The organism is Bradyrhizobium sp. CSA207, from assembly GCF_029051685.1.
Taxonomy (GTDB): domain Bacteria; phylum Pseudomonadota; class Alphaproteobacteria; order Rhizobiales; family Xanthobacteraceae; genus Bradyrhizobium.
The window spans coordinates 73,632-91,995 of sequence record NZ_JAACFT010000025.1 but is presented as its reverse complement, the minus strand read 5'-3'; the positions used below and the strand labels follow the sequence as shown (position 1 = coordinate 91,995).

Sequence of the window (18,364 nt, the reverse complement as noted above, 5' to 3'; positions counted from 1 at the left end):
GGCGCAGCTCATGGGCGTCTCCGAACCCTTCATCCGCCGGCCAATCGCGACTTCGCTGCTCGGCATCGCTTTGCTGATCGGGGGACTGCTGGGCTATTTCGCGTTGCCGGTCTCGGCGCTGCCGCAGGTCGACTTCCCGACCGTGCAGGTGACGACGCAACTGCCCGGTGCAAGCCCCGACGTGATTGCCTCGCTGATCACCGCGCCGCTGGAGCGGCAGCTCGGGCAGATTCCGTCGCTGACGGCGATGAACTCGACCAGCTCGTTCGGCGTCAGTCAGATCTCGCTTCAGTTCGACCTCAACCGCGACATCGACGGCGCGACCCAGGACGTGCAGGCCGCCATCAATGCCGCCGCCGGCGTCCTGCCCAAGACGCTGCCTTATCCGCCGACCTACGCCAAGGTGAACCCGGCCGATGCGCCCGTGATGACGCTGGCGCTGCGCTCGGAGACCATCTCGCTGCGGGCGATGAGCGACATCGCCGACACGATTCTGGCGCAGCGGCTGAGCCAGATTTCCGGGGTGGGGCGCGTCTCCGTGCTCGGCGGGTTGAAGCCGGCAGTGCGCATCCAGGCGGATCTGGCGCGGCTCGCGGCCTACGGTATCGCCATGGAGGATCTGCGAAACGCGATCGCCAGCGCCAACGTCTCCGGACCGAAGGGCTCGCTCGACGGCGCGCAGCAATCCTACATCATCGCGGCCAACGACCAGATCGCCGCCGCCGAGGCCTACAAGCCGATCATCATCGCCTACCGCAACGGCTCGCCGGTCACGATCGCCGACGTCGCGCAGATTGTGGACGGCCTGGAAAACGACCGCACCGGCGGCTGGTATCAGGGCACGCCGGCGGTCATCATCGACATCCAGCGCCAGCCCGGCGCCAATGTGATCGACGTCGTCAGCCAGATCCGCGCCGAAATCCCGAAAGTTCAACGCGCGATTCCAGCTGGCGTGAACCTCACCATCGTCTCTGATCGAACCGTCACCATTCGCGCCTCCGTCCACGACGTTCAGTTCACGCTGATCCTGAGCGTCGTGCTGGTGACGCTGGTGGTACTGCTATTCCTGCGCTCGCTGCGCGCCACGCTGATCGCGGGCGTGGCGCTGCCGCTGTCGCTGATCACCAGCTTCGGCATCATGTATTTCGCCGGCTTCAGCCTCGACAATCTGTCGCTGATGGCGCTCACGATCGGCACCGGCTTCGTCGTCGACGACGCCATCGTCATGATCGAGAACATCGTCCGCCACATGGAGAACGGCGAGAGCGCGATGGAGGCCTCGCTGAAGGGCGCCAGCGAAATCGGCTTCACCGTGATCTCGCTGACGGTGTCGCTGATCGCCGTGTTCATCCCGCTGCTGTTCATGTCCGGCCTGGTCGGACGGATGTTCCGCGAATTCGCGCTGACGCTGACGATCGCGGTCGTGACCTCGGCGGTGGTCTCGCTGACATTGACGCCGATGATGTGCTCGCGCCTGCTCAGGCACGCCCACGAGGAGCTGGCGGTGCCGGGGCTCGCGGCCGTCAGCCGTTTCATCGACCGCACCGTCGAGTTCTATCACCGGACACTGCTCTGGGTGCTGGAGCGTCAGCGCGCCACGCTGGTCGTGACCTTCGCCACGCTGGCTGCGACCCTCGTCCTCTACGTCGTCGCGCCAAAAGGCTTCCTGCCGCTCCAGGACACGGCCTCGATCACGGCGGTGACGGAGGCGGGGGCGGACGTGTCATTCGTGGAAATGCAAAAGCGGCAGGCCGAGGCCGCCGACGCCATCAAGGCCGATCCCGACGTGACCGGCGTGGTCTCGGTGATCGGCGCGGGCTCGGTCAACCCGACCACCAATGTCGGTCGCCTCGTCATGACGCTCAAACCGCGCGGCGAGCGGCGCGACGATGTCAGCGTGGTCATCGCCCGGCTGAAGCAGAGGGTGGCCGGCATTCCCGGCATGACCGTCTATTTCCAGCCGGTGCAGGACGTGCAGATCTCGACCCAGTCCAGCCGCTCGCAATACCAGTACACGCTGACCGGCACCGACGCGACACTGGTGTCGGAATGGGCCCACAAGCTGGTTGATGAGATGCGGCGCGATCCGCTGTTCCGCGACGTCTCCTCGGAGGCGCAGGAGGGTGGCCTGCGGGCGCAGCTCGACGTCGACCGCACCCGCGCCGGCCAGCTCGGCGTCAGCCTCCAGGGCATCACCGATACGCTCAACGACGCGTTTGCGCAGCGCCAGATCTCGACCATCTACGGCCAGGCCAACCAGTACCGCGTGGTGCTGGAGGCGTTGCCGATGTATCAGCGCGATCCCTCGATCCTGTCCAAGCTCTATCTGCCGGGCGGCGCGAGCACGACCGTCGGCGCGCCGAACGCGCAGGTGCCGCTGTCGGCGGTCGCGACGCTGAAGCGCACGACGGCCCCGCTCGCGATCTCGCATCAGGCACAATTCCCCGCGATCTCGCTCAGCTTCAATCTCGCGCCCGGCGCGGCGCTCGGTGAAGCGGTCGAGGCGGTGAAGACGATCGAGAGCCGCATCGGCATGCCCAACAGCATCGTCGGTGTCTATGCCGGCGACGCCGCTGAATTCGCCAAGGCGCTCGCGGGCCAGCCCTGGCTGCTGCTCGCCGCGGTGATCACGATCTACATCGTGCTCGGCGTGCTCTATGAGAGCTACATCCACCCGATCACGATCCTGTCGACGCTGCCCTCGGCCGGCGTCGGCGCGATCCTGGCGCTGATGCTGTGCGGGCAGGACCTCTCGGTGATCGGATTGATCGGCATCATCCTCTTGATGGGCATCGTCAAGAAGAACGCGATCATGATGATCGACTTCGCGCTTGAGGCCGAGCGCGGGCAAGGCATGCCGGCGACCGAAGCGATCGTGCAGGCCTGCCTGTTGCGCTTCCGCCCGATCATGATGACGACGCTGGCCGCGCTGTTCGGCGCGCTGCCGCTCGCGATCGAAAGCGGCACCGGCGCCGAGCTGCGCTTTCCGCTCGGAATCTCCATCATCGGCGGCCTGCTGCTGAGCCAGCTGCTGACGCTCTACACCACGCCGGTGATCTACCTGGCGCTCGACCGCATCAACCGCCGCCTCGAGCGCGCGCTGCCGCCGGTCGAGCCGGGTGGACCGCCGGTGGCGGGGGCTACCGAGGGGATGCAGTGATGCCATCGATCTCGGAGCCCTTCATCCGCCGGCCGGTCGCGACCACGCTGCTGTCGATCGGGCTGTTCCTGCTGGGTGTCGTGGCCTACGAGTTCCTGCCCGTCGCCTCGGTGCCGAACGTCGACTTCCCCGCCATCTTCGTCTCGGCGAGCCGGCCCGGCGCCGACCCCTCCGTAATGGCGGCGACGGTGGCTTCGCCGCTGGAGCGGCGGCTCGGGGAAATCGCCGGCATCAACCAGATCACCTCGACCAGTTCGCTGGGCACGACCAGCATTCAGCTGCAGTTCGACATCGGCCGCAACATCGATAAGGCCGCCCGCGACGTCCAGGCGGCCATCAACGCGTCGCTGGTCGACCTGCCGAGCGACCTGCCGACGCTGCCGCGCTTCCGCAAGGCCAATACAGCTGGCGCTCCCGTCTTCGTGCTGGCGCTGACCTCCAAGACGCTTGCCGCGAGCGCAATTTACGACGTCGCCGATACAGTCCTGGCGCAACGCATCTCGCAGGTCCCGGGCGTGGGCAATGTGACGATCAGCGGCGCGGACCAGCCGGCGGTGCGCGTCCAGCTCAATCCGGTTGCGCTGTCGAATGCTGGCATCGCGACCGACGACGTCCGTACTGCGATCGTCAACGCGAACCCGCTCGGTCCCGCCGGCATCTTCAACGGCGAGCGCCAGAGCGAGACCCTTTCGCTCAACCGGCAGATGCGTACGGCCAAAGAGTTCCGCGACATCGTTATCAAGAGCACGAAGGGCAATTTCGTGCGGCTGTCCGACGTCGCGGACATCGATGATTCCGTCCGCAACTCTCGCTCGATTGCCTGGTTCAACAAGCAGCCGGCGGTGCTGATTCAGATCACCAAGCAGGGCGATGCCAACGTCATCGACACCGTCGACAGGGTCAAGGCGCTGCTCCCGGAGCTGAAGCAGTGGATTCCGGCCGGGGTCGAGATCTCCACGTTGGTCGACCGCACCAGCACGATCCGCGCCAGCGTGCTCGACATGCAATGGACGCTGCTGGCGACCGCGATCCTGGTCATGGTCGTGGTGTTCGTGTTCCTGCGGCGGCTGACGCCGACCATCGCGGCCGGCATCTCGGTGCCGCTGGCGCTGGCCGGGACCTGCGCCGGCATGTGGGTCGCGGGCTTTTCCATCGACAATCTGTCGCTGATGGCGCTGGCGATCTCGGTCGGCTTCGTGGTCGACGACGCCATCGTCATGATCGAGAACATGTTCCGCAATCTCGAATATGGCATGCGCCCGTTCCAGGCGGCGCTGGAGGGCGCCCGACAGATCGGCTTCACGGTGGTCTCGATCAGCCTGTCGCTGATCGCGGCGTTCACGCCGCTGATCTTCATGGACGGCATCCGCGGCCGCCTGCTGCGCGAATTCTCGCTGACGCTCACCTTCGCGATCGTGGTTTCGACCTTGGTCTCGCTCACGGTGACGCCGATGATCTGCGCCCAGTACATCAGGCAGACGACGTCCGGCACCGCCACGCTGTTCGACCGCATCGTCGAAGGCTCGCTGTCGCGCATCGTTGCCTTCTACGCCCGCACCTTGAGCGCGGCGCTGGAGTTTCCGCTGCTGACGCTGCTGGTCTTCTTTGCCACCATCGGTCTCACCGTGACACTCTACATCAAGGTTCCCAAATCCGATTTCCCGGTCGACGATTCCGGCTTCGTCATCGGGGCGACGCGGGCTTCGGCCGATACTTCGTTCCAGTCGATGCTGGGCCTGCAGCAACGGCTTGCCGACATCGTGATGCAGGATCCGGCCGTGGCTGGGATCGGCTCGACCGTCGGCAGCGGCGGGGGTCCGGGGCCGGCGACCTCCAATCGCGGCACCATGTTTATCAGCCTGAAGCCGCCGCAGGAGCGCGACCACGTCTCGACTCAAGTGGTGATCGACCGTCTCAGGCGCGCGTTGTACCCGGTGCCGGGCATCCGCCTGTTCATGTTCGCCGCCCAGGACGTGCGCGCCGGAGGGCGCCAGAGCGATTCCGACTACCAGTACACGCTCTCCAGCACCGATCTCGGCCTGTTGCAGCAATGGGCGCCGATCGTGGCCAAGCGCATGGAGAGCGTCGAGGGCATCACCGACATCTCCAGCGACCGCGACCCCGGCGGGCTGCAGCTGACGCTGAGCATCGACCGACAAAAGGCGTCGGCGCTTGGCGTCCGCGTCCAGGACATCAACAACGCGCTGAACAACGCCTTCTCGCAGCGGCAGATCTCGATCATCTACACCCAGCGCAACCAGTACATGATCGTGCTGGAGATCGACCCGAAATTCCAGGTCGATCCCTCCAACCTCGAGCGCATCTATGTCGCCGGCGCGGGCGACGCACAGGTGCCTCTGTCAGCCGTGGTGCATGCGACGCGCGGGCTCGCCGCGCTCGCGGTCTATCATTCGCAGTCGTTTCCCTCGACCACGGTGTCGTTCAACCTGTTGCCGGACGTGCCGCTTCAGACCGCGACGCAAAGCATTCAGCGTGCGGTCGAGGAATTGCACATGCCGGAAGGCATCCGCGGCAGCTTTGACGGCAACGCCGGCGATTTCGCCAGAACCAGCGGCCGCCAGCCACTGCTGATCCTCGGCGCGCTGGTGGCGATGTATATCGTGCTCGGGGTGCTCTATGAGAGCCTCGCCCATCCCCTGACCATCATCTCGACGCTGCCTTCGGCGGGGCTCGGCGCGCTGCTCGCGCTCCAGCTCACCAACACGCCGCTGACGGTGATCGCCTTCGTCGGCATCATCCTGTTGATCGGCATCGTCAAGAAGAACGGCATCATGATGGTCGACTTCGCGCTCGACGCCGAGCGCCAGCGCGGCCTGTCCTCGGCGGAGGCGATCTTCGAGGCCTGCCAGGTGCGCTTCCGTCCCATCCTGATGACGACGATGGCGGCGCTGTTCGCCGGGATTCCGCTGGTCATTGCCACCGGCCCCGGCACGGAGCTGCGGCGCCCGCTCGGGATCACCATCATCGGCGGCCTGTTCGTCTCACAGATCCTGACGCTCTACACCACGCCGGTAATCTACCTCCTGATCGACCGCCTGCGGCGGCGCTCCGAGCCGCGCGTCGTCGGCGCGCCGGCGGAATAGGCGGGTTGTTGAAGCGCCGCGCGGAGCGTATAGCGGCGGTCATGTCGAACCCAGCAGAAACGGCGGCCGCAGCCGTTGAGCCGATTCCCGAGTGCCCGCACTGCCAGAAGCCGATGCCGCTGTGCATCTGCGACAGCGTCACGCCGATTGAGAATCGTCTGGGACTCCTGATCCTCCAGCATCCGCAGGAGCAGGACAGGGCGCTCGGCACCGCGCGGCTGACGGCAAAACACTTCCCCAAGGCGATAGTTCGGGTCGGCCTGTCCTGGCCGAGCCTGTCCAAGGCGCTGGGACGGCCGGTCGAGAATGCCGCGCGCTGGGCCGTGCTCTATCTGGGCTCGGCGCGCGCGGCCGATCTCGAGGCCGAAGGCGAAATCCTGGCACTCACCCGCAAGGGCGAGGTCGCGGAGAACCAGCGCGCCATCCTGGGCAAGCTCGAAGGCGTGGTGCTGCTCGACGGAACCTGGAGCCAGGCCAAGGCGCTGTGGTGGCGCAATCCCTGGATGCTGAAATGCCAGCGTGTGATCCTCAACCCGGCGCACCCATCGCGCTACGGCCGCCTGCGCCGCGAGCCGCGCAAAGACGGGCTCTCGACCATCGAAGCCGCCGCGACGGTTCTGGCCGGCCTGGAGCGGCGCCCTGATATCGCCGACACGCTGCACGCCAGTTTTGAACGGCTGTTGACACGCTACCGCGAGGTCCAGGCCGAGATGCCGGAACTGGCGCCAAAACCTGCAGCCAAGGACCGCCGTCGCGGTGTCCGGCGCGGCAAACGGGCCTGACTCCAGGGCCACTCATCCCGCGGATTGATCGTTGGGGCGCACTCGCTCTGATGGATATTTCGCTGCGCTACCGGCGCACCGTGATCGGCCCGCTCTGGTGCTGGCCTCGCACGATATCGACCTCATCAAGAGCACCTGCCACCGCGCGATCCTGCTGGAAGAGGGCCGGATCGCCGCCGCCGGCACGGCCGAGGAGATTCTAGGCCGGTACCTCGCCGGTACGGCAGAGGTAAAGCGCTAGCCGCTCGGGGTTGCCTAAACCATTGATCCCCTATATTGCTCCGCCCTCGTTGGGGCCACGTGGCGGAGTGGTTACGCGCCGGTCTGCAAAACCGTTTACTCGGGTTCGAGTCCCGACGTGGCCTCCATCACAAGCTCATGATCTTCCAGCATAGATTCGATTTTCGTGCGGTCTGCGCCGAACCCGCAGGCGGCCACCGGCGTGGCGCGCTCACCGGGTTCGCCCGGGGGCGGCCGGAATCCTCGATTCAGCTGCTTGGCATAGAGTTCGCATCGGCTGGGTGATGCATTCCCGACCAATCGAGAGCAGGAGAGCACGTGAGCGACGTCGTCCGATTTGTTCCGAAATCTGAGCTGGAGCGGGCTCGTCTCATTCGCGAGGCCCGTGCGATCTACGACAGCATCTTTCCCCCGGCCGATGCCAACCGGGCGCCGCAGGGCGGCGAGGAGAGCGCCAAGACTTGAGAGTATCAAGATCTGATCAGGCCGCGCGCCCGGTCTCGGTGTGTGGCTAGCGGTTAGAGGTTCGCGGCGGGCTCAGCAGGCCGCGTACCAGCCTTCGGGAAAGGGCAGGAGGGGCCAGGCGCCTTCGTTGTCGTTGGCGGCCTTGGGCGTTGCGAAAAAGCTCCACGAGCGCGGCACGAATTCCTCCTCCCGCGCAGACGCCAATTCGTCATGGACCATGGCGTCTCGGACGGTATCCAGCAGCAAGTTGAATTCGGCTTCGCTCATCGCACCCTCCGGAACGCGGATGGCACAATGTCGCAAAGCCGGCTTGTTTCGCGATTGATCCGATCGTTCGCATTTTAACGATCCGGCGATCGGGCCTCGTTTGGTTAACGATCTCTGAAAAGTCCCGGGGAGCCCTAGGTTCCCGCCAGCCTCCGCAAGCGTGAAAGAGATCACATTCTCCGCGGCTTATTTCTCCTACCTCTGGCAGGCGCCGGCCAACGCGGGCCGAAGGCGGCAGCAAGGAGACTTGGTCATGAAGGCAAGGTTCTTGCGGTGTGCGGGTGTCAGGAGCCGGGCGCGGCGCGCCTCGACGGTGGGGCTGTTTCTGACGCTGTTTGCGTCCGCCGCCCACGCACAGGGAACGCAGGAGCAGCGCCGGGCCTGTACGCCGGACGTCTACCGGCTCTGCGCCGGCGAAATTCCCAATGTCCGCGCCATCACGGCGTGCCTGCGGCGTAATCGGGCCAGCTTGAGCGAGGCGTGCCGCTCCGTGTTCGATCAGGCCGGCGGATAGTCCCTGTGGATTCGTGCGCAGCAAGTAGCTCCTGCGGCCTTGAGAATTCGCCGCAGCCGGTCTGTGGATATGCTGCGGACAGGCTGTGGATGACCGGGGCCGGCCCGGAGGCGGTCGTCAGGATCCGTCTTCCAGACGTCATATATCTGTCAAATCGGCAGATCGAATGATTCTCGAATCGGCCATATCATAGCGCATATCGAAACCAACTGATTTCGCCCAATTCGGAATCCTGGATCGCAGTGCTCCCCGCTTGCGAACGGTTTTTGTGCAGCGGCCTGCCCAATCCGCAGGCCGAACCCATCCAATTTTTTGTACGCCCGCGGACAAGCTTTCTCGTCCGCCTTGCTCCTAGGCTGGCTCCCGAGTTTTGGAACATGGCAATCGCCATGACAATTCGAAGGAGCTGGACATGGAGAGACGGGTTTTGCCCCAGGCGCGGGGGACGGCGCGCGCATCGTTGCCATGGCGCAAGCTCGCGCTCGGCGCGGCCATCGCTCTCGGCGTCGTCGCCGCAGCACCGCTGAGCGCGCAAGCCGCGGCGCCCGCGGCCTGCGCCGCGCTCCAGGACAAATATCCGGACTGGAAGGGCAAGACACTGGTCAACGCCATCAATCCGCATACCCCGGGCTATGAGACGATCGACCCGAAAGATCCCAGCAAATATATCGGCTTCGACATCGACCTCGGCGAGGCCATCGGCGACTGCCTCGGCTTCAAGCTGACCTACAAGCCGGTGACGTTCGCGGCACTCCTGACCACGCTCGCCGCGGGACAAGCCGACATCGTCATCTCCGACATCTACGCCACCAAGGAACGCGCCAAGGCCGCCGACTTCATCACCTATTCGAAGGTGTTCGACGGCGTGCTGGTCGCCAAGGGCAATCCGAAGGGCATCAACGGCATCAACATGTCAATGTGCGGCGCGGCTGCCGCCGAAAACACCGGCTATGTCGAGGTGCCCCTGATCCAGGCCCTGATGCCGGAGTGCAAGAAGGCCGGCAAGCCCGAGCCGACCGTGCAGCTCTACGACAACAACGCCAACTGCATCCAGGCGATCCTCGCCGGCCGCGCCGACACCTATGTCAACGACGTCAACACCGTCGACAGCGCGGTGAAGGCGTATCCGGACAAGCTGGAGAAGGCGATCGCGGTGACGATCCCGTATTCGGTCGGCATCGCCGTCCCCAAGGACAAGCCGAAATTCCGTGACGCCGTGCTCGCCGCGCTGATCGAGGTGCAGAAGGCCGGCACGCACATGGAGCTTCTGAAGAAGTGGGGACTCGACGTGAACAACTTCAAGGAGCCGGATGTCCTGACGGCTGATTGATGTCCCTGTTCCTGCACTATCTCAGTCTGCCGTACCTGCTCGAGGGTATCGAGCTCACCCTTGAGGTGACCGCCCTCGGGCTCGGCGGCGGACTGATCCTCGGGTTGATCCTCGCCGGCATGCAGCTGTCCCGCTTCTGGCTGCTGGCGGCGATCGCCCGGGCCTACACGGTAATCTTCCGCGGCACGCCGCTGATCCTGCAAATGGTGTTCGCATACGACGCGCTGCCGCATATCGGCATCAAGCTGCCGGCAGTGCTGGCCGCGGGTCTCGCGCTCGCCTGCAACGAGGCGCCGTTCATCGCCGAGATGCTGCGCGCCGGCGTGCTCGGGGTCGATCGCGGGCAGGTGACGGCGGGGCAGGCGCTCGGCATGACGCCGCGGGTCCTGATGTGGCGGGTAATCGCGCCGCAGGCGATCCGCACCATGATCCCGGCCTTCGGCAACGAGGCGGTCAGCGCGCTGAAGAACTCCTCGCTCGCCTCCGTCGTCGCGGTCCAGGAATTGACGTTACGTTCGACCCAGCTTGCGTCCTCGACCTTCGACTTCTTCTCGATCTTCTTCGCCTCGGGCCTGCTGTACCTCGTGCTGACCTTTGCCATCAGCGTCATCCAGCTGTTCGTCGAATGGCTGCTTGATCTCGACCGCACCAAGGGCCGCGAGCGCAAGCTTGCCGATTATCTGCCATGGCGCCGCGTCGATCTCGCCACCAAGCTTGAGCTCGCCGAAGCCATGGCGCGCGATCCCACCCCTGTGCAGGCGGAGCCTGCTGATGTGCCGCCGCTAGCGTTGACGCGCGAGGAACGTACCCGTCGCGCCGTGACGATCGCGCGCAACAACATCGCCGTCGAGGCCAAGGACCTCACCAAGAGCTACGGCGCGCAAAAGGTGCTCGGCGGCCTCGATCTGACAGTTCGTTTCGGCGAAGTCGTCGCGCTGCTCGGTCCCAGCGGCTCCGGCAAGAGTACGCTGCTCCGCTGCATCAATCATCTCGAAAGCTGGGACTCCGGCACCGTGCGCGTCGGCGGCCGCCGCCTCGGTTTCGATGATGATGGCAAGCTGCTGTCGCCGCGGGCGATCGCCAACGAACGGGCGACCGTCGGCGTCGGCATGGTGTTCCAGCAGTTCAACCTGTTCGCCCATCTCTCGGCCAGGGAGAACGTCGCCGGCCCCCTGCGCTGGGTCCACGGCATGACCCGGATCGATGCCGAGCGCCGCGCCACCGAGCTGCTCGACCGCGTCGGGCTGGCGCACCGCGCGGACGCGCTGCCGCGGCATCTCTCCGGCGGCCAGCAGCAGCGCGTTGCCATCGCGCGGGCGCTTGCGCCGAACCCGAGCGTGCTGCTGCTGGACGAGCCGACCTCGGCGCTCGATCCCGAGCTCGTCAACGAGGTGCTGGAGGTGATCCGCCGCCTCGCCATCGACGACGGTCTCACCATGATCATCTCGACGCACCAGATCCGCTTTGCCGATGAAGTCGCCGACCGCGTCGCGTTCCTGAGCGGCGGCGCGATCATCGAGGAGGGGCCGGCGCACGAGGTGCTCACCAACCCCCGGAATCCGCTAACAGCCCGTTTCCTCAGTGTGATGGAAGCCGACAAGATTCCGGAGGCGGTGCGATGAGCCTGCCGTCCGGCCTCGCAAGACTGACGAGCGCATTCCCCGAAGAGGCCAATTCAAAAGAGACCATGTCATGAAGCATGTCACGTTGCCGGTGTCGCCGAAAACCGTCCACTGGGGCTATTTCTCGAAGAAGGTCACCCCGGCGCTGACGCTGCGCTCCGGCGATCGCGCCACCATCGAGACGCTGACTCATCACGCCAATGACGATTACGAGCGCATGATCGCCGGCGATGCCGGCGCCGAGAGCGTTTTCCAGTGGACGCGCGAGCACAAGGCGGTGGCACGCCGCGGCTCGGGCCCGGCCGAAGGGCCCTTCGTCCGCGGCGCAGGCGAGGGGATCGGCGTGCATCTTCTGACCGGACCGGTCGCGATCGAAGGCGCCGAGCCCGGCGACATCCTGGAAGTCCGCATCCTCGACGTCCGGCCGCGGCCGAGCTGCAGCGCCTGCCATGCCGGCCGCTGCTTCGGCTCCAACGTCGCGGCGAATTGGGGCTTTCACTATCGCGATCTGATCGAGGAGCCGAAGCCGCGCGAAGTCGTCACCATCTTCGAGCTCGACAGTTCCGGCGAGCCCTACGCGAAGGCGGTCTACAACTACGTCTGGACGCCGCAGACCGATCCCGACGGCATCGTGCACCCGACCATCGATTATCCCGGCGTTCGCGTCGATCACGCCAGCATCAAGAAGCGCGAGAACATCCTCGCCAGCGTGAAAGTGCCGGCGCGGCTGCATTTCGGCACCATGGGGTTGGCGCCATCGGAAGCCGACTTCGTCAGCTCGATCCCGCCGAGCTACACCGGGGGCAACATCGACGACTGGCGCATAGGCAAGGGCGCGCGGATGTTCTATCCGGTCGCAGTCGCCGGCGCCTATTTCTCGGTTGGCGATCCCCATGCCGCACAAGGCGACAGCGAGCTTGGAGGTACCGCGATCGAGACCTCGCTTACCGGTGACTTCGAATTCATCCTGCACAAGAAAGCCGACCTTGCCGGCACCAGCCTCGAGGGCCTCGACCATCCGATGCTGGAGACGGATCAGGCCTGGTCGTTCTACGGCTTCACCTATCCGAACTATCTCGCCGCGCTCGGCGCCGACGCACAAACCGAGATTGCCAACCACTCCAGCCTCGACCGTGCGATGCGCGATGCGTTCCGCAAGCTCCGGCGTTTTCTGATGACGGTGCATCGCCTGAGCGAGGACGAAGCGATCTCGCTGCTGTCGGTCGGCGCCGATTTCGGCGTGACCCAGGTGGTCGATGCCAATTGGGGCGTCCATGGCACGATTCGCAAGAACATCTTCCGGTGCGATTGATGAAGCTTGAAATGAGGGAGTTTCGTTGCGGTTCATCCTTCGAGACGCCCGCTTTTGGCGTGCTCCTCAGGATGAGGTCTCGTTTCGCGGTGAGATATTAGACCCTCATGGTGAGGAGCGCCGCCTTACGGCGCGTCTCGAACCATGAAGGCCGAGCACTTTCACAGCATAATGCGTTGAAGCGCAGACTGTTTTCGAGATGAGCACGTGAGCAGCGATCGTCATTTGCGGCCCGTCGCAGCGACGGACGACCGCGTGCGTCTGGCACAGAGGTTGCTTCGATCGACTGCAATCTGGGTCGATCCAATGAGCTTCCGGCCGTTCACGAGCGAGTCCTACGCGCAAGACGACCGCCCCGAAGCCTGGCGGGACGTGCTGGCCGCCGTCGGCCTGCAACCCGCGACCGGCCATTCCTTCTTTGACGGGCACGCCACGGCGTCGCATCGCCAAGCCGCGGGCGTCGCGCTGACGCGAATGGCTGCGGGCGCGCAGAGTATCGGTCCACTGGCGCAATCGCACGAAGACCTTCCGATCGCCCTGATGCCGGTCGAGGACGGCATGGTGCTGAAAAGCGCCGGCGGTCATCGCATCGTCCCTGTCGGCCATCTCGTGCTGCTGCCGCGGAGCGGGGACTGGAGCATCGTGTTCCAGCGCGACATGCGCGCGATCGTGCTGTCGGTCACGTCGGAGGCGCTGCACGGGCGGCTCTCGGGCAAGCCGCGGCTGGGCGAGCCGCGGGTGGTTCCGCCCAGTGGTTTCGCCGATGTGTTCGCGCGCCTGCTCGATGCCACCGCGCGCACGCTTGACACCCTGAGCGATGCCGAATGGAATGCGGTCGCGCAAAGCCTGGTCGATCTGCTTTTGACGCTGGCGCATCAACTGGCGGCCTCGACGTCCGATGCTGGATCGAGCGCGACACAGGCCGCGCTGCTGCACCGGATCTGCCAGACCATCGAACGCAGGCTCGACGATCCCGAACTGGTACCGGCGCGCGTCGCCCAAGCCGAGGGGATCTCCGAGCGCTATTTGCAAAAACTGTTCGAGACGGTCGGCGACAATTTCACCCACTATGTCCGCGAACGCCGGCTGCAGCGCGCCTGGGCCGATTTGTCCAATCCGTCCGAGGCGCATCGCTCGATCTCGGAGATCGCCTACGCTTATGGCTTTGGTGATTCCGCGCATTTTAGCCGCGCCTTCCGCCACCGCTTCGGCCTGCCGCCGCGGGAGTTCCGCCAGCAGGAGGCGGAGCGGGCGACCCTGCAGCACGGGATCACCGGTCAGCGCGGCTGGCCGCAGGAGGCGCTGGCGCAGCTCCGCGCGCATCAGGCGGGTGCGGAGGCACGCAGCAACGTCTGCCGCGCTCACTCCGATCAGCCGAGAACGGCTGGACGCCAGCACCATCATCTTCCGATCGAGGCCAGCCGTATTCATTGGGGCTATTTCAGCCGCTCGCTGTCGCCGCAGCTCGAGATCGCCTCGGGCGACACCATCACCATCGAGACGCTGACCCAGCATGCCTCCGACGATCCCGAACTGATGATTGCGGGCGATGCCGCGGCGGAAAGCGTGTTCGGCTGGACAGCCGACAGGAAAAACGTGGATCGCCGCGGCGCCGGTCCGATGGATGCCAGCGTGTTCGGTCGCGGCGCTGGCGAGGGGTTCGGCGTGCACATCTGCACCGGACCGGTGGCAGTGAAGGACGCCCAGCCCGGCGACGTGCTGGAGGTGCGCATCCTTGATATCGTCCCGCGCGCAAGCCGCCACCCGAAACATTCAGGCCGCGTGTTCGGCTCCTCGGTCGCCGCCTGGTGGGGCTATCACTACGACGAGTTCCTTTCAGGGCCGAGGCCGCGCGAGGCGGTGACGATCTACGAGATCTTCGACGATGCCGACGCGCCGCATGCCCGCGCGCTCTATTCCTACCTCTGGGAGCCGCAGACCGATCCCTTCGGCGTCGTGCACGCCACTTACGACTATCCCGGCGTTCCCGTCGTATCAGGCACGGTGAAGCGCCGCCATGACGTGCTCGACGGCATCCGCATTCCGCTGCGTCCGCATTTCGGCGTGATCGCGGTGGCGCCGCGCGAGGTCGATTTCATCGACTCGGTGCCGCCGTCCTATTTCGGTGGCAATCTCGACAATTGGCGGCTGGGAAAGGGGGCAGCCGTCTACCTTCCGGTCTCCGTGCCCGGCGCGTTGCTGTCGGTCGGCGATCCCCATGCCGCGCAGGGCGACGGCGAGCTCAGCGGCACCGCGATCGAATGCTCGATGACCGGCACCTTCGAGGTGATCCTGCACAAGAAGGCCGACCTCGCCGGCCGGCCCTTCGCCGATCTCTCCTATCCCCTGATCGAGACCGCGACCGACTGGGTGCTGACCGGATTCAGCCATCCGAACTATCTCGCCGAGTTCGGTGCGCAAGGCCAAAGCGAGGTCTACGCCAAATCTTCGCTGGATCTCGCCATGAAGGACGCGTTCCGGAAAATGCGACGCTTCCTGATGAACGTGAAAGGGCTGAGCGAGGATGAAGCGATTGCGTTGATGTCGGCGGCGGTCGATTTCGGCGTAACCCAGGTGGTGGACGGCAATTGGGGCGTGCACGCGATCATCAGCAAGCGCATCTTCCAAAACTCCCCTTGAAGAGCGCGCCTTAGAACCAAGGAATAACCAACGTGAAATTCCACATGATCAGCGGCGGACCGAAGCCGGTCGCGCCCTTCAGCCACGCCGTCGAGACCGACGGCTTTGTCTTCGTCACCGGCCAGATGCCGGATACGCCGCAAACGCCGGGCGTGCTGCCCGACGGCATCGTCGCCCAGACCCGTGCGGTGATGGAGAATTTGAAGGTGGTGCTCGCCGGCCTCGATCTCGGCCTCGAGCACGTCGTGATGTCGCGCATCTATCTGACGCGCTTCAAGGAGGACTACGCCGCGATGAACGAGACCTACCGCACGTTCTTCGCGCCCGGCCGGCTCCCGGCCCGCACCTGCGTCGGCGTCACCGGGCTTGCCTATGACGCACTGATCGAGATCGACCTGGTGTGCCGACGGCCGTAGGCGATGCGCGGTTTCGTAGGGTGGGGTTAGCTCTGCGGCTGCGCGAAGCGCAGTCCGCTGGCGTAAGCCACCAACTTCGCTCCGCATTCGCTGAAGTATGGTGGGTTGCGCTTCGCTAACCCACCATACGGCCTACGAGCCTTGGTGCTGCCGGCAAGCAAAACACACAAACAACGGGTCAATCAGCTCACGCAGAAAGATTCCGCTTTACCGCCTGCGCCAGAGCGGCTTTGCGCCGGGCGAGGATCCGGTGAAGGCGCTGGTTGGCGCTGTGACGGGCAAGAGCAACGGCGCCGCGGTGCCGGCGCCCGCACCGGAAAAACCAAACGCCGCCGATCTATGAATGCCCGTTCATTGCTGCGGAGAATTCGAATCGATAAGAAATGTCCGTGCGCGTCTCGCGTCGCGCACGACTCCGGAGTGCAAGTCGGTCGCGTGTCGAACCCTTCGACTCGCGCTCCGGACGAATCTCTGAGGCAACGGCATTAGTTGTCGCGGTAGCCGCGCGGATCGGCGTCAGCGCCGAAAGCTTTTTCGATCGGAGGATTTTCACATGAAGTATTTTCTGTCTGGACTGATCGCCATCGGGCTTTCGATTGCCGCCGCGCCTTCCTTCGCTGCCGATGCCCGCAATGTCTCCGTCATCAACGAGACCGGCTATGCCATCAAATTCCTCGGCTTCAACGCGCCGGACGATGGCATGGACGAATGGGACAACGAGCTCGACAAGGTGCTCCAGAACCAGGCGACCACCTATGTCGAGTTCGACGAGGACGACGAGGGCTGCGTCTGGAACGTCCGCGTCGACTGGCAGAACTACGACGAGTCGGTGCTGTGGAAGAACGTCAACCTCTGCAAGTTCAACGTGCTGAGGCTGCGTTACGACTCCGGCACCAAGACCACGTCTTTCATCGCCGAATAGTTGCCCTCGATGGCCGGGAGGAGGGGCCGCACAGGCGCTTCCTCGACGCGTTGCGGGAGATGACGAATTCGTCCTTTGCAAGCGCAAGCGGCTTTGTTATACGCAGCCGCGCGCGAACGTCGGTTCGCCCTTTTCCTCGGTAGCTCAGCGGTAGAGCATCCGACTGTTAATCGGATGGTCGCTGGTTCGAATCCAGCCCGGGGAGCCAAATTCTACCGTTATTTCAATGGATTGCCGCCGCATTCTGATGCGATGCGCGATGCTGCTGCAGCACTGTCTGAATGGTGCATCGTACCGAATTGGCTATGGAATCGCGCATCAAACAGATGTGTGTGGTGGCGCCGTCGCGCCATGAGGCCGGCGCCAAATCGACTCAATTCAGATCGAACGTTGCGGTGTCGGACCCAAACGGAGCTGATTCCGCATGCGAGACATCCAGGTCGACCGCTTCCAGTTGGCCCCCTCGATCCTGCCTTCAGGCGTTCCCGAGCTCAGCGACGATGAATGCGTCGCGCGCCTTGCGCGTGCCGTCGAGGCACCCGATTCAGCGCGGCTGGACGAGGTCGCCGCCCTGATCGGCCGCCTCGCGGTCGCGATCGAATAAGCGTTCCGCCCCTTCATGCCGTAAGCCGCGCAGACCTCGTCCTCCGGGGCAAACGGACGTGTTGCGTTTTCGTGGAGCCTGTTCCAAAGATGCCGCAAAATTTCGTCCGCGGCATCGTCCGCATTGCAGGGTCCGCAAATGTCCGGTTTCTCGACCGCGCGCCTAAAAATGGTCGATGGCCAGGTGCGCACCAGTGACGTCACTGATCGCCGCATTCTTGATGCCATGATCGCAGTTCCCCGCGAGGCCTTCGTGCCGGCCGGCCGACAAGCCCTGGCCTATCTCGATCTCGACCTCGACGTGAGCGAAGGCGCCGCCAAGCGGTTCCTGATCAAGCCGGCGCTGACCGGCAAACTGCTCCAGGCCGCCGAGATCGGCGAGGGCGACAACGTGCTGGTCGTCGGCTGCGCCACTGGCTACCTCGCCGCGCTGACCGCCAAGCTCGCGCGCCAAGTCACTGCCACCGAATGCGATTCGGCCCTTGCCGCGAAGGCCAAGGATGCCTTTGCCGCCCTCGGGCTTGCCAACGTGACCTGCAAGGCTGCGGCCTGCGCCGACGGGGATGCGGCTGCCGCTCCCTATGACGTGATCGTCCTCAATGGCGCCACCGAAGTGACGCCGGAAGGGCTGTTCGGTCAGCTCAGGGAGGGAGGGCGTCTGGTGGGGGTCTCTGCCGAATCCAAGCCGCCACGGGCCGTAATTGTCACCCGTTCCCACGGCGAATTCGGCTATCGGGCGCTGTTCGATGCCGCAGCCCCGGTCCTTCCCGGGCTGGATCGGGCTGCTTCCTTCGTCTTCTGACAGCCAAAGCCTGCTAAAATCCCGTTCTGAATCAGAAGTGTGGCCGGGATGCTGCACGTGAAGAGTTTCCGCTGAGAACCACCCTCAGGTAGTTCCGTCGCGCTTGACCGCGTCCTATGTTGCTGCGGGGCAACGACTCCACTCGGATACGGTAACCAGGCTCGTGGGCACGAGCTTGGCGTTAG

15 protein-coding genes and 2 tRNA genes are annotated in these 18,364 nt (G+C 65.0%); 16 read left to right on the top strand and 1 reads right to left on the bottom strand.

Features of this window, described 5'->3' with window-relative positions:
* The first annotated feature begins 10 nt into the window (after nt 1–10).
* From GWG65_RS26730 to GWG65_RS26705, 6 genes are all read left to right on the top strand, one after another.
* Entirely contained in the window at nt 11–3,160 is a 3,150-nt protein-coding gene (locus GWG65_RS26730) for an efflux RND transporter permease subunit (protein ID WP_275198547.1), read from the top strand.
* Complete coding sequence (locus tag GWG65_RS26725; RefSeq protein WP_275198546.1) at nt 3,160–6,264, top strand: efflux RND transporter permease subunit; 3,105 nt, start codon at nt 3,160–3,162, stop codon at nt 6,262–6,264. The genes GWG65_RS26730 and GWG65_RS26725 overlap by 1 nt, the downstream gene beginning before the upstream one ends.
* 41 nt (nt 6,265–6,305) lie before the next feature.
* Nucleotides 6,306–7,046 carry a tRNA-uridine aminocarboxypropyltransferase gene (locus GWG65_RS26720; RefSeq protein WP_275198545.1) on the top strand — a complete coding sequence of 247 codons (741 nt, stop codon included), beginning with the start codon at nt 6,306–6,308 and terminating at the stop codon, nt 7,044–7,046.
* Between the two features lie 31 nt (nt 7,047–7,077).
* On the top strand, nt 7,078–7,287 hold the full coding sequence (locus GWG65_RS26715) for a hypothetical protein (protein ID WP_275198544.1): 210 nt from the start codon (nt 7,078–7,080) through the stop codon (nt 7,285–7,287).
* A 53-nt stretch (nt 7,288–7,340) separates the two neighbouring features.
* Nucleotides 7,341–7,414: transfer RNA gene (locus tag GWG65_RS26710), tRNA-Cys, on the top strand.
* Nucleotides 7,415–7,604: 190 nt separating this feature from the next.
* The gene (locus tag GWG65_RS26705) at nt 7,605–7,751 is read left to right on the top strand and encodes a hypothetical protein (RefSeq protein ID WP_187435715.1); all 147 of its coding nucleotides are present in this window, start codon (nt 7,605–7,607) and stop codon (nt 7,749–7,751) included.
* A 72-nt stretch (nt 7,752–7,823) separates the two neighbouring features.
* Here the strand turns inward: GWG65_RS26705 and GWG65_RS26700 are convergent, their stop codons facing one another.
* Nucleotides 7,824–8,018, bottom strand: a complete 195-nt coding sequence (locus tag GWG65_RS26700; RefSeq protein ID WP_275198543.1) for a hypothetical protein — start codon at nt 8,016–8,018, stop codon at nt 7,824–7,826.
* Nucleotides 8,019–8,271: 253 nt separating this feature from the next.
* On the opposite strand from GWG65_RS26700, the gene GWG65_RS26695 reads away from it, so the two are divergent.
* From GWG65_RS26695 to GWG65_RS26650, 10 genes are all read left to right on the top strand, one after another.
* Nucleotides 8,272–8,532: a hypothetical protein gene (locus tag GWG65_RS26695; RefSeq protein WP_275198542.1), complete on the top strand. Its 261-nt coding sequence runs from the start codon at nt 8,272–8,274 to the stop codon at nt 8,530–8,532.
* Nucleotides 8,533–8,944: 412 nt separating this feature from the next.
* The gene (locus tag GWG65_RS26690; RefSeq protein WP_275198541.1) at nt 8,945–9,862 is read left to right on the top strand and encodes an ABC transporter substrate-binding protein; all 918 of its coding nucleotides are present in this window, start codon (nt 8,945–8,947) and stop codon (nt 9,860–9,862) included.
* On the top strand, nt 9,862–11,484 hold the full coding sequence (locus GWG65_RS26685) for an amino acid ABC transporter permease/ATP-binding protein (protein ID WP_275198540.1): 1,623 nt from the start codon (nt 9,862–9,864) through the stop codon (nt 11,482–11,484). The genes GWG65_RS26690 and GWG65_RS26685 overlap by 1 nt, the downstream gene beginning before the upstream one ends.
* Before the next feature lie 70 nt (nt 11,485–11,554).
* Nucleotides 11,555–12,796 carry an acetamidase/formamidase family protein gene (locus tag GWG65_RS26680; RefSeq protein WP_275198539.1) on the top strand — a complete coding sequence of 414 codons (1,242 nt, stop codon included), beginning with the start codon at nt 11,555–11,557 and terminating at the stop codon, nt 12,794–12,796.
* A gap of 306 nt (nt 12,797–13,102) precedes the next feature.
* Entirely contained in the window at nt 13,103–15,436 is a 2,334-nt protein-coding gene (locus GWG65_RS26675) for an acetamidase/formamidase family protein (RefSeq protein WP_275198581.1), read from the top strand.
* Nucleotides 15,437–15,468: 32 nt separating this feature from the next.
* Entirely contained in the window at nt 15,469–15,852 is a 384-nt protein-coding gene (locus tag GWG65_RS26670) for a RidA family protein (RefSeq protein WP_275198538.1), read from the top strand.
* 553 nt (nt 15,853–16,405) lie between these two features.
* Complete coding sequence (locus GWG65_RS26665) at nt 16,406–16,774, top strand: hypothetical protein (protein ID WP_275198537.1); 369 nt, start codon at nt 16,406–16,408, stop codon at nt 16,772–16,774.
* Nucleotides 16,775–16,907: 133 nt separating this feature from the next.
* Nucleotides 16,908–16,982, top strand: a tRNA-Asn gene (locus GWG65_RS26660).
* Nucleotides 16,983–17,198: 216 nt separating this feature from the next.
* On the top strand, nt 17,199–17,378 hold the full coding sequence (locus GWG65_RS26655) for a hypothetical protein (RefSeq protein ID WP_275198536.1): 180 nt from the start codon (nt 17,199–17,201) through the stop codon (nt 17,376–17,378).
* Nucleotides 17,379–17,516: 138 nt separating this feature from the next.
* On the top strand, nt 17,517–18,179 hold the full coding sequence (locus GWG65_RS26650; protein ID WP_275198535.1) for a protein-L-isoaspartate O-methyltransferase: 663 nt from the start codon (nt 17,517–17,519) through the stop codon (nt 18,177–18,179).
* Nucleotides 18,180–18,364 lie beyond the last annotated feature (185 nt).

Coding starts and splice junctions, on each gene's coding strand:
- GWG65_RS26730 (WP_275198547.1), top strand. CDS start 11: ATGGGCGTCTCCGAACCCTTCATCCGCCGGCCAATCGCGACTTCGCTG.
- GWG65_RS26725 (WP_275198546.1), top strand. CDS start 3,160: ATGCCATCGATCTCGGAGCCCTTCATCCGCCGGCCGGTCGCGACCACG.
- GWG65_RS26720 (WP_275198545.1), top strand. CDS start 6,306: ATGTCGAACCCAGCAGAAACGGCGGCCGCAGCCGTTGAGCCGATTCCC.
- GWG65_RS26700 (WP_275198543.1), bottom strand. CDS start 8,018: ATGAGCGAAGCCGAATTCAACTTGCTGCTGGATACCGTCCGAGACGCC.
- GWG65_RS26695 (WP_275198542.1), top strand. CDS start 8,272: ATGAAGGCAAGGTTCTTGCGGTGTGCGGGTGTCAGGAGCCGGGCGCGG.
- GWG65_RS26690 (WP_275198541.1), top strand. CDS start 8,945: ATGGAGAGACGGGTTTTGCCCCAGGCGCGGGGGACGGCGCGCGCATCG.
- GWG65_RS26685 (WP_275198540.1), top strand. CDS start 9,862: ATGTCCCTGTTCCTGCACTATCTCAGTCTGCCGTACCTGCTCGAGGGT.
- GWG65_RS26680 (WP_275198539.1), top strand. CDS start 11,555: ATGAAGCATGTCACGTTGCCGGTGTCGCCGAAAACCGTCCACTGGGGC.
- GWG65_RS26675 (WP_275198581.1), top strand. CDS start 13,103: ATGAGCTTCCGGCCGTTCACGAGCGAGTCCTACGCGCAAGACGACCGC.
- GWG65_RS26665 (WP_275198537.1), top strand. CDS start 16,406: ATGAAGTATTTTCTGTCTGGACTGATCGCCATCGGGCTTTCGATTGCC.
- GWG65_RS26655 (WP_275198536.1), top strand. CDS start 17,199: ATGCGAGACATCCAGGTCGACCGCTTCCAGTTGGCCCCCTCGATCCTG.
- GWG65_RS26650 (WP_275198535.1), top strand. CDS start 17,517: ATGTCCGGTTTCTCGACCGCGCGCCTAAAAATGGTCGATGGCCAGGTG.